This is a genomic window from Nonomuraea sp. NPDC049709 (assembly GCF_040674815.1).
In the GTDB taxonomy this organism is placed as follows: Bacteria; Actinomycetota; Actinomycetes; order Streptosporangiales; family Streptosporangiaceae; genus Nonomuraea.
Genome location: NZ_JBFANM010000112.1, coordinates 25,504 through 31,933, shown reverse-complemented (window position 1 = coordinate 31,933; position 6,430 = coordinate 25,504). Strand labels below are relative to the sequence as shown.

At 73.1% G+C, this 6,430-nt stretch carries 7 protein-coding genes; 4 read left to right on the top strand and 3 right to left on the bottom strand.

All coding sequences use genetic code 11. The features are described 5' to 3' along the window. Together AB0J69_RS55970 and AB0J69_RS55965 are read left to right on the top strand one after the other, a co-directional pair. Nucleotides 1-216 (top strand): hypothetical protein (locus AB0J69_RS55970; protein ID WP_364136411.1); only part of this gene is annotated, 216 nt, incomplete at its 5' end. A 211-nt stretch (nucleotides 217-427) separates the two neighbouring features. After that, nucleotides 428-1,258: a hypothetical protein gene (locus AB0J69_RS55965; RefSeq protein ID WP_364136409.1), complete on the top strand. Its 831-nt coding sequence runs from the start codon at nucleotides 428-430 to the stop codon at nucleotides 1,256-1,258. A gap of 45 nt (nucleotides 1,259-1,303) precedes the next feature. Here AB0J69_RS55965 and AB0J69_RS55960 read toward each other — a convergent pair whose 3' ends face one another. Next, the gene (locus tag AB0J69_RS55960) at nucleotides 1,304-2,275 is read right to left on the bottom strand and encodes a WYL domain-containing protein (protein WP_364136407.1); all 972 of its coding nucleotides are present in this window, start codon (nucleotides 2,273-2,275) and stop codon (nucleotides 1,304-1,306) included. Between the two features lie 54 nt (nucleotides 2,276-2,329). On the opposite strand from AB0J69_RS55960, the gene AB0J69_RS55955 reads away from it, so the two are divergent. Next, nucleotides 2,330-2,962 (top strand): GNAT family N-acetyltransferase, encoded by a 633-nt coding sequence (locus AB0J69_RS55955; protein WP_364136405.1) that lies wholly within the window; start codon nucleotides 2,330-2,332, stop codon nucleotides 2,960-2,962. A 45-nt stretch (nucleotides 2,963-3,007) separates the two neighbouring features. Here the strand turns inward: AB0J69_RS55955 and AB0J69_RS55950 are convergent, their stop codons facing one another. Continuing rightward, on the bottom strand, nucleotides 3,008-4,276 hold the full coding sequence (locus tag AB0J69_RS55950) for a pectate lyase (protein ID WP_364136403.1): 1,269 nt from the start codon (nucleotides 4,274-4,276) through the stop codon (nucleotides 3,008-3,010). 246 nt (nucleotides 4,277-4,522) lie between these two features. On the opposite strand from AB0J69_RS55950, the gene AB0J69_RS55945 reads away from it, so the two are divergent. Beyond that, nucleotides 4,523-4,990: a MarR family transcriptional regulator gene (locus tag AB0J69_RS55945; protein ID WP_364136401.1), complete on the top strand. Its 468-nt coding sequence runs from the start codon at nucleotides 4,523-4,525 to the stop codon at nucleotides 4,988-4,990. Here AB0J69_RS55945 and AB0J69_RS55940 read toward each other — a convergent pair. After that, nucleotides 4,966-6,378 carry a prolyl oligopeptidase family serine peptidase gene (locus AB0J69_RS55940; protein WP_364136399.1) on the bottom strand — a complete coding sequence of 471 codons (1,413 nt, stop codon included), beginning with the start codon at nucleotides 6,376-6,378 and terminating at the stop codon, nucleotides 4,966-4,968. The two genes, AB0J69_RS55945 and AB0J69_RS55940, sit on opposite strands and share 25 nt — an antisense overlap. Between the last annotated feature and the right edge of the window lie 52 nt (nucleotides 6,379-6,430).

Here is a 6,430-nt window from a genome sequence, read left to right as displayed (position 1 = left end):
GGTGGGCCCAGCGGTGGGCCCAGCGGTGGGCCCTGTGGTGGGCCCAGTGGTGGGCGCAGTGGTGGGCGCAGCAGCCGGCCCAGCGGCACGCCCGTCGTCGACCCGCGCCACACCATCGCGGGCAGCGCCTGCCGCGACGGCTTCTACCTGGCCGCCTCCGGCGACGACGCGTTCGTAAGCAGCGCGCTGAAGGACGTCCGCGCCCGCGCCCTCTGATCCCGCCGCGCCCCTCTGGCCCCGCCGCGCCCTCCGAACCCCGCGCCCCGTGACCGCCCGCGCGTTGCGCAATCCTTGCGCAACCGAGGCCGCGCGCCGTCGTGACCTCGGCGCAATGCCGTCCGGCACTCGCGCACCGCGTATTTCTACCTGTCTCCGCCTCATGCCCCGCTGCCCTACTGGGTCCCATTCCAGAAAGGCGGATGGAACCATGCGCAAGATCATCACGATCCTCGGGCTGACCCTGGCCCTGGCGTCGGTACAGGTGGCGCTCTCGTTGCCGTCCCACGCGGACACGCTGGTCAGCTCGACGGCCGGCAACCTCGGCGTCTCGGCGGCGGCGGGCAAGGCGAACAACATCACGATCACCACGAACGCCGTGGGACAGGTGTTCGTCAGCGACACGGCCGACGTGGTCCGCCCGAGCGGCGGCGGCTGCGTGTCCCTCACCCCGAACTCGGTGCGGTGCGACGGCATCTTCCTCGTCCGGGTCTTCGCCGGCGACCTCGACGACCAGGTCACCAACAACTCCGCCGTCAGCACCCACCAGCACGGCGACGCGGGCGACGACCTGCTGACCGGCGGGAGCGGGACCGACCAGTTCTTCCCCGGCGCGGGCAACGATCGGGTGGCCGGCAACGGCGGCGACGACCGCCTGCAGGCCGACCTCCCGGTCGACGGCGCCGAGGACTTCGCCGGCGGGCCGGGCGTGGACACCGCCGTCTACGTCACCCGGACGGCCGCGCTGACCATCACGCTCGACGGGGTGGCCGACGACGGCTCCGCCGGCGAGGGGGACAACCTGCGGACCGACGTGGAGAACGTGTTCGCCGGCTCGGGCTCCGACAACCTCACGGGGAACGGCTCGGGCAACGAGTTCCGGGCGGGCGGCGGCTCCGACGTCGTACGCGGCCTGGGCGGCGACGACGTGCTGAGCGCGACGGACGGGGTGGCGGGCAACGACAGGCTGGACGGGGCCGCGGGCACCGACCGGTGCCTGTCCGACGCGGGCGACACCGAGACGGCCTGCGAGCTCAACTGACCACGCCTCGGGCCCGCCGTCAGCGGCGGCGCCCGGCAGCCGTGGTCACGACTCGGGCCGGCCGTCCGCGCCGGCGTCCAGCAGCCGCCGCCCGAGGACGCTCGCGGCCTGGCGCAGCTCGGGGCAGCGCACGATCCGGTACGGGGCCGGGATCGCCACGAGCTGCCCGGCGTACCACGCCGGGTTGCTGGTGCTGCCGACCAGGCGGCTGGTGCCGGGGCCGAGCGGTTCGACCCGCCCCAGGGCACGGGGCAGGTGGTCCGCCACGACGCCGGCGGGGGCGTCGATGACGACCTCGGCGTCGTACTCCCAGCCGACGGCGAGATGCTCCTCCAGCTCGGCGACCGGGTCGAGGCCGGCCGGCGGGCTGAAGGGGACGTCGAGCATCTCCACGCCCCGGACCCGGTCGATCCGGTAGGCCCGCCGGGCGCCGGCGGTGTGCGACCGGCACAGCAGGTACCACCGCCCGTGGCGTACGACGACCGCCCACGGGTCGACCTCCACGACCCGCTCCCGCCCGGCCTCGGAGCGGTAGCCGAGCCGCACCCGCCGGTGGTTGGCGCAGGCCTGCACCAGAGCGGTCGTGGTCTCGGGGTCGGGCCGCGCGGCGCCGCGGTCGGGGGCGGGCGCGGTGGTCCGGCGGACGGCCTCGGCCTGGGCGGCCACCGACTCCGGCAGCGCGCGTACGATCTTGCCGAGCGCGCCGCCGACCGGGCCGGAGGGATCGCCGGCGTCGTGGTGGCCGTCGAGCACGGCCATGACCAGCCCGAGCGCCTCGGCGGCGGTGAACATCAGGGGCGGCAGCCGCAGCCCGCGCCCGAGGCGATAGCCGCCGTAGGGGCCCCGGGTCGACTCGATCGGGATGCCGGCCTCGCGCAGGATCTCGACGTAACGCCGCGCGGCCCGCTCCGAGACGCCGAGTTTGGCGGCGAGCCGGTCCGCGGTGATGCCCGGGCCGGCCTGGACCAGCTCGAGGGCCAGCAGCGCCCGGGCCGTGGGACTCAGGTCGGGCAGCACGACATCACCGCATTCCGGAAGCAGAACGTCCGGAACGGACCCTAACATGCAGCCATGATTCACCCATCCTCGACGGTGGAGCCGATCCAGCCCGGCCGGTTGACCATCGTCCCCGCCAACGAGGCGCCATGGGAGGACCTCGCCGCGATCTTCGACGCCGGGGAGGCGAAACGGTGCCGGTGCCAGCGGTTCAAGGTCGTCGGCTGGATCTGGCGCGACTCCACGCTGGAGGAACGTACCGCGATGCTCCGGGCCCAGACCGCCTGCGGCGACCCGGACGCCCCGTCCACCAGCGGGCTGGTGGCCTACGTCGACGGCGAGCCGGCCGGGTGGGTCGCGGTCGAGCCGCGGACGGCGTACCCCAAGCTGCGCACCTCCCGTGTCCCGTGGACCGGCCGCCAGGAGGACAAGAACGACGGCGACGTCTGGGCGGTGACCTGCTTCGTGATCCGGAAGGCCCACCGCGGTCGCGGCCTGACCTACCTCCTCGCCCGGGCCACGATCGGCTTCGCCCGCGAACGCGGCGCCCGGGCGCTGGAGGCCTATGCGATGATCACCGAGCCGGGCAAGGAGATCATCTGGGGCGAGTTGCACGTGGGCGCCCGGCAGGTCTTCGAGGAAGCCGGGTTCACGGAGGTCAGCCGCCCCACCGCCCGGCGGGTGGTCATGCGGATCGACTTCGGGTGAGGCCCTGCCGGGGCGGGCGGAGTGCCGGCGCCCGCCCCGGGGCCGTTACCGGTAGGTGATGTCGGACGCCGAGTACAGGCAGTGCACGCCGTCGGGGCCGGAGCCGAGCTTCTCCGGCTCGCCGCCCTTGGGCACGCCCTTGTACCTCTCGCAGATGGTGGCGCTGCCGTACACGGTGATCCGGCTGAAGCGCGCGGTGTCGCCCCAGTTGGAGTTGATCCCGGCCAGCACGCTGGTGGAGCGGGCGGTGACGCCGTCCATCACCACGTGGCGCTGGTAGGAGGTGGAGCAGTTGCCGCAGGCCCGGTACAGCTTGCCGGAGCTGTGCACCTGGAAGTTCTTGATGGTCAGCGTGCCGGCCCCGTTGTGCTGGAAGACCTTGTCCGAGCCGGACCTGGCGCCGCCGCCGTCCACCAGGTACGTGGCCGACGAGCTGGAGCTCTTGAACGTGGCGGCGTCCTCGCCGACGTCGTTCCACCAGACGTTGCGGATGGTGCAGGAGCCCTCGCAGTGGATGCCGTCGCCGGCCGGCGCGTCGAGGATGACGTTCTGGATCGTCCCGCCGTTCGGCACCACGAACATCGGGTCCTGGCTCTCGCTCTGGCCGCCGTCGCCGATGCCGTAGTAGCGCTTCATGCCGCCGTCGAAGAACGAGCCGAGGTTCCGCGTGCTCGTGGTGTGCACGCTGCCTGTGTCCGACGGCCACGGGCCACTGCCGTTACCGCCGCCGCTGGTGGGGGTCACGGTCGGGGTGGGGGTCGGGTCGGGGCCGGGGGTGCCGCCGCCCGCGGGCCGCAGCGTCCACTGCTTGGTGGCCGCCGAGTCGCAGGAGTTCTGCTGGAGCAGGGCGTTGGCCGTGGTGGAGTTGTCCTTGACGTTGAGGCACTTGCCGCCGTTGGCGTTGACCACCCGGTAGTTCGAGCCGGAGGCGGTGAGCTGCCAGCTCTGCGAGGCGGCCGAGGTGCACGACTCCTGCTGGACCGCCTTGCCGGCGCTGGTCGAGGCGTCCCGTACGCCGGCGCACTTGCCGCTGTGCTGGGCCTTGACCTGGTAGGCGCTGCCCGCGGCCGTCAGCGTGAAGACCTGTCCGGCCGAGCCGGCGCAGGCGGCCTGAACGAGCTGGACACCGTCTCCGGTGCTCTGCCCGGGTACGGTCGCGCACAGGCCGCTGCCGGCGTTGACCAGCGTGTAGTTGCCGTTGGATGGAGCGGCCGAGGCGGGTGTGGTGGCCAGCGCCGCCAGCCCGCCGGTCAGCAGCAGGCCGGCGGCCGTCGCGATCGCCAGCCTGATGCCGGGACTTGTTCTTCTGCGCACGTCAGCTCCGTTCGACGAGGATCGGTAAGCGCTTTCCCGGGAAGGCAGCTGAAGTGAAGCACAGGGGGACCGGCGGCGGAAGGCGTTGCCGCCGGGCGCGCGCCGCCGGATCGGCATCCGGCCAGGTCGGCCCGCATGTGCGGAGACGGCTGGAGTTGCAGGCAGGCGGTGAAAGTTTCATCGGCGGGAGACGAGCCGCCCTCTCCGAAGCGGAGAATCTCTGATCCGGAGGACTAGATTGGAAAGGTGGCCGACAAACACCCCGAGACTGTCTTCCGCGAGTTCCTGGTCGCGGTCCTGCTGCACAACGAGGCGGTCGCCGACCGGCTCGGCCTGCAACCGGTCGACGTCGCCGCCGCCATCCTGCTGGAGACGCGGGGGCCGCTCGCCGTGGGGGCGATCTCCGAGGAGCTCGGGCTGCCGTCCGCCTCGACGACCAGGCTGATCGACCGGCTGGAGAGGGTGGGCTACGTGCGCCGGGTGCGCGGCGAGCGCGACCGGCGCTCGGTCACCGTGGAACTGGTCGAGGGCGGCCTCGACGACTACGACGCCGCCTGCGAGTCGTCCCGGCGGCACCTGGACGAGATCAGCGCGCACTACGCGCCGGAGCAGGTGCCGCTGCTGCTGGACATGTTCGCCCGCGTCGCCGGGGCCTACCGATCGGCCACCAGGGAGCTGCGGGGAGGGGCTCACGGGACCAGCAGGCCCCAGTAGAACGCCCACGGGACGAACGCTACCCCGGCGGCGAGCAGGAGCCCGAGCCGTACGCGTTCCCCGCGCTCGGCCACCCGCCGCCACCGCGCCGCGGTCAGCACGGTCGCCACGACGGCCACGACCGCGAGCCCTTGGAGCACCAGCCAGACCACCGGCCGGTCGCCCAGCAGCGGCCCGGGGACGGACAGCTTCCCACCGGTCATGATCACGTAGAACAGGTACCCGAACCCGCCGGCGAGCGCGGCGAGACCGGCGGCGCTGACGAGCCGGGCCGCCTTGACCACGGGCGGGCCTTCCCTTCGCCGCACCCGCCGCACCAGGGCCACCACCGGATAGCCGACGAACCCGGCCAGGATCAGCGCCAGGACCGCGAGCTGCGCCGCCGCCGACTCCCACCACGACACCGGCGGCACGTCCACGGTGTCACTGGCCTGGACCGGCGTGGGCCCGGAAATCTTGGCCACGGGCGCCCGGCCGGAGGTCGCCTCGCCCACCCAGCTGCCCACGAGCTCCGCGTAGCCGGGGGCCAGGTCGGGCAGCCGCGTCACCCCGCCGTCGGGGGTGCGGTGCGCGGCGTGGTCGGCGTCGGCGAAGAACTGGAACGTGTACTGCCGGTTCCCCCCGGACTCAAGGGCCTGCGCGAAGATCGGCGGGCTCTCCCTGGGCGGGGTAAGCAGGTCGTTGACGCCCCAGATCGCCAGCACGGGCTGGCGCACGCCCGCGATGATCGGCCGCGGGTCGAAGTTCGGCTCGGGGAACATCCCCCCGTCGGCGATCACCCGGTACAGGTTGGGCTCCGCCCGGTCGACGAGCGAGCCGCCCACGCCGGCCTTGCGCAGCCCCGCCGCCACCGCCCAGGTCTGCTGCCGCAGCGGTGGCAGCGCGTTGGCGCCCACGATGATCATGAACGCGATGTCCGCCGAGCGGGACGCCGCGATCGGCGCCACCCAGCCGCCCTCGCTGAGCCCCCAGATGCCGATCTTGGCCGGGTCCACCCCCGGCTGCTGCCGGAGCGTCCGGATCGCGCCCAGCGCGTCTTCGGCGAGGCTCGCGTACGACCTCTTGAACAGCGAGTAGCCCTCCGAGCGCTTGTCGTAGATCAGCACGGAGAGCCCCTCGCGAGCGAAGGCGACGGCCTCCCCCATCAGCTTCTCCCGTGGCGTCCCGGTACCGGCTCCGTGCACGAGCACCATCCCGGGGCGCCCGCCCGTCGCGGACGCCGGGCTGATCACGCTGCCGTGCAGTTCGAGCCCGCCGCCGCCGCGGAAGCTCACCTCGGTCGCCGTGAGCCCTTCGGGAAGCGGGACGCTTCGAGTGGTCGCGGCAGCACTTAAGGGCGTGAGCGCCGACAGCACGGCGATCAGGCCCGCGAGAATCATCATTCGCATGCTGCCGACACTAGTCTGCAGAGAACTCTCGGCAAAGGCTTGTCTGCAGATA

Bases quoted from the DNA above. Each gene is read 5' to 3' on its own strand.
- AB0J69_RS55965 (WP_364136409.1), top strand. From the start codon at position 428: ATGCGCAAGATCATCACGATCCTCGGGCTGACCCTGGCCCTGGCGTCG.
- AB0J69_RS55955 (WP_364136405.1), top strand. From the start codon at position 2,330: ATGATTCACCCATCCTCGACGGTGGAGCCGATCCAGCCCGGCCGGTTG.
- AB0J69_RS55940 (WP_364136399.1), bottom strand. From the start codon at position 6,378: ATGCGAATGATGATTCTCGCGGGCCTGATCGCCGTGCTGTCGGCGCTC.